This is a genomic window from Desulfosporosinus sp. SYSU MS00001, from assembly GCF_049943955.1.
In the GTDB taxonomy this organism is placed as follows: domain Bacteria; phylum Bacillota; class Desulfitobacteriia; order Desulfitobacteriales; family Desulfitobacteriaceae; genus Desulfosporosinus.
The window spans coordinates 1-3,236 of the sequence record NZ_JBNFTW010000025.1 but is presented as its reverse complement, the minus strand read 5'-3'; the positions used below and the strand labels follow the sequence as shown (position 1 = coordinate 3,236).

The following is a 3,236-nucleotide window of genomic DNA, read 5'->3' as shown; positions in this document are numbered from 1 at the left end:
CCGAAAGTGTGGCTAGAAGCGTATTATTGCAAAATAAAGGTCAAACTTCCAATACTAATATAATAGAAAATGTTCAAATTAATGCCAAGGATATAAGAGACATAAATGACATATATAATTTATTCAATAGGTTTCAACAGGCATATAGAGCAAAATAAAATTTAGGAGGTTTTTTTATATGTTAACATACACCATGATTGAAAGAAATAACAATATATATTTTGTAAGTACGCAGGACAGCATGGCTATAGTTTTTAACAAATTTTATGTTGATGGCATAAGGGCGAATGAAGGATTATATACTATAAATATAAATGATGGTAGCCAAGTGTTAGTAACTGTAGGTGCAGATGGACAGGTGTTAGATAAGCAGACTATAGAGCCTGCTACAACTACTACTACAACTGGAGCTGTGGCAAGTGTCTAGTACTGTAGCAACAATTGAATTTGAAAACCCTACAGATTTAATAACTACAGACACAGGGGCAGAAACACAGGGACAGGCATATACATTGTCTGTTCCTTCTCTTGCTACTGAACCCATTACAGTTACAGCACCGAATGGAGAGTATTTTAGTTGGCAACCACAAATGTTGCTTTATCAAGACGAAATTGGTGTGCAAGATTTTATAATCGAGTCTATGCCATCCGATTTAACTATTTTAGGCAGGCAAGCAAGATATTTGAGAACTTTTGCAAATGCAGATGATGTATTTCACGCACAAAATGATAGGGTTAAGCACTGGACAGTACTTAACGAACCTCCAAGACCAGCAGCCGAATATCTTAGTGGTGTAATACAGTTTGGAATAAGCGGTATTATAAACGGAACAATACTACAAGAAGGTACTTATGACAGTATTGAAAATGGAATATTTAATCTTCCAAAGCCTATAATAAAAGACTTAACAGGGCAAGAGATAGAAGGGAATTATGAAGTGGTAAACAGTGATAAGGGGCAGATACTTTATATTTGGTTTGATGCAAGTTTTTTAAATCAAGCTGTTTATCCTATAATGATTGACCCTACAGTTATTATAGCAAGTGCTTACGATACATTCGGCAATGGTGGAAGAAAAATAGTAAGATTAAGCAATGGTTGGTTTGTTTGTATGGTTTACGATTCATCTTTTCCTGAATGGAATGTATATAAATCTACAGATAACGGGGTGACTTTTTCTTATTTAGGTAATATAAAATTTGGCAGTGCACCAAATGGAGTTACTCAGGATGCAAGTATGGTTGCTAATGGCACAAAGGTCACATTTGTATATGGGTGTAAAGGTTCTGGAGGAACTGGAATTTATTCTACGGCTGTAGATATTACAACAGTGGCAGCCAATACAGAATTAACAAATTTAAACTTTGTAAATGCATGTGGGAGTACTATCTATCAAACTATAAATTCCGTAACATCTACAATTGATAATAATGGCAAAATACATATAGCCTATGATTACGATAACAGCTATGCTACTGATATATATTACAATTGCAGTTCAGATGGCGGAAATACATGGGGGACACCTACACAAATAACACATTTAGGAACTGCAAACGGAAGATATAACACATATCCATCTATTACAATTGGCAAAAACGGATATCCGTTAATAGCTTGGCAAGGTTATGATGGAGCAGAATATTTAATACGATATTCTTACTTTAATGGGAGCACCTGGCAACTTGGAGGAAATACGAACTATGGTTTAGGAATTTATTATAGCACCACTTATAATCAAAAATTTGTATCCGCATTAACACAAAAATATGGCCCTAATGCAGGTAGAACATGGGTAGTTTGGCAAGGAGTATATCCTCAAAACACATCTACATACCATATATATGGAGCATATTCAGATGATATGGTTAATTGGAGTGCATTAATCGACTTAGCTTTAGGTACTAATCCAATATTGTCTGAAGATAAGGCAGGAAATGTATATACATTGTACGATTATAATGGAGATGGTTATCTTTACCTTTTAAAATGTGCTGCAGGGACAGCAACTTTTGGGAATCTTACAAGGATGGATGCAGGAGCGAATCCTAATATCGTAGATTATGAACTAAATAGCATGATAGGTTATATATTTAAAACAGCATCAGCTATATCCTTTGATAAAATACTTCTTAATCAGCCTCCATTAGCACCAACATTAAATCCTCAGCAGAATTTCGATGCTACAGTAGGTGCTACATTTACATGGACTTTTAATGATCCTGACATTGGAAATACTCAATCAGCTTTTCAATTGCAAATAATTAAAGTAAGTGATGGTTCAGTAGTTAAAGATACTGGCAAAACAGTTAGTACAAATTCGAGTTATACTTTGCTAGCTAATACCTTAATCAATACGCAACAATATCAATGGCGAGTTATGACATGGGATAATTCAGATGTTTCAAGTCCTTGGAGTACTTTAGGTACATTTAATACTTACGCACCATCTACGCTTACAGTGACTAATCCTACAGATAATGCGACTATACCAACAAGTAGTATTACGGTGGCATGGAATTTTAACGATAATCAAGGGCTTAGTCAAAGTTCATACCAAGTAAAATTAACTGATAATGCCGACAATATCCTTTTTGACAGTGGCAAAGTAGCTGATACTAATGCAAGAGCTTTAACAATAAATTATACACTTGATAACAATACAGCTTATAAAACCAAGATAACCTTATGGAATAGTGGAGGAATACAAAGCACAGAGGTAGTTAGGGCATTTTCAACTAGCTTTACACCGCCAGCAACACCAACTATAAGCAGTACGCAAGATAATATAAGAGGTGCAATAACTTTAAATGTAGTTAATCCTTTACCAGCATTAAGCCTAACAGTTGACTTCAAGAGCAAAACCGCAGGTGATACAACGGGCAATCCTAACATTGCGAAATATATGGCAAATAGTTCATTACAAGCACCAAATGCTACCTATACTTATAATAATGCTGTTACTAATGGAGATTTTAGCAATGGCACTACAGGGTGGAGTAGCACGAATTCAACTGGATTTACTGCTTCCAATAATGTTGCTTCTTTTATTGCTACTGCACAATACGGTTCAATACGTAACTCTATATCCAACTTTAGTAACTATATAGGACACAAGCTTTATTTCTCAGCTAGAATAAAATCTACCTCTAGTAATGTTATTTTAGCTTTGAATGATGGAATACAGCAACCACAGGACATTACATCTGGCTCAAATATGTTTGAAAAATTGTCT

1 protein-coding gene and 1 pseudogene are annotated in these 3,236 nt (G+C 34.9%); both read left to right on the top strand.

The window, feature by feature from the left end:
- Positions 1-178: 178 nt before the first annotated feature.
- Positions 179-427: a hypothetical protein gene (locus ACPUYX_RS20750; RefSeq protein WP_426381480.1), complete on the top strand. Its 249-nt coding sequence runs from the start codon at positions 179-181 to the stop codon at positions 425-427.
- Positions 420-3,236 (top strand): annotated as a pseudogene (locus tag ACPUYX_RS20745) (hypothetical protein); the annotation flags it as partial. The gene ACPUYX_RS20750 and the pseudogene ACPUYX_RS20745, both read left to right, overlap by 8 nt.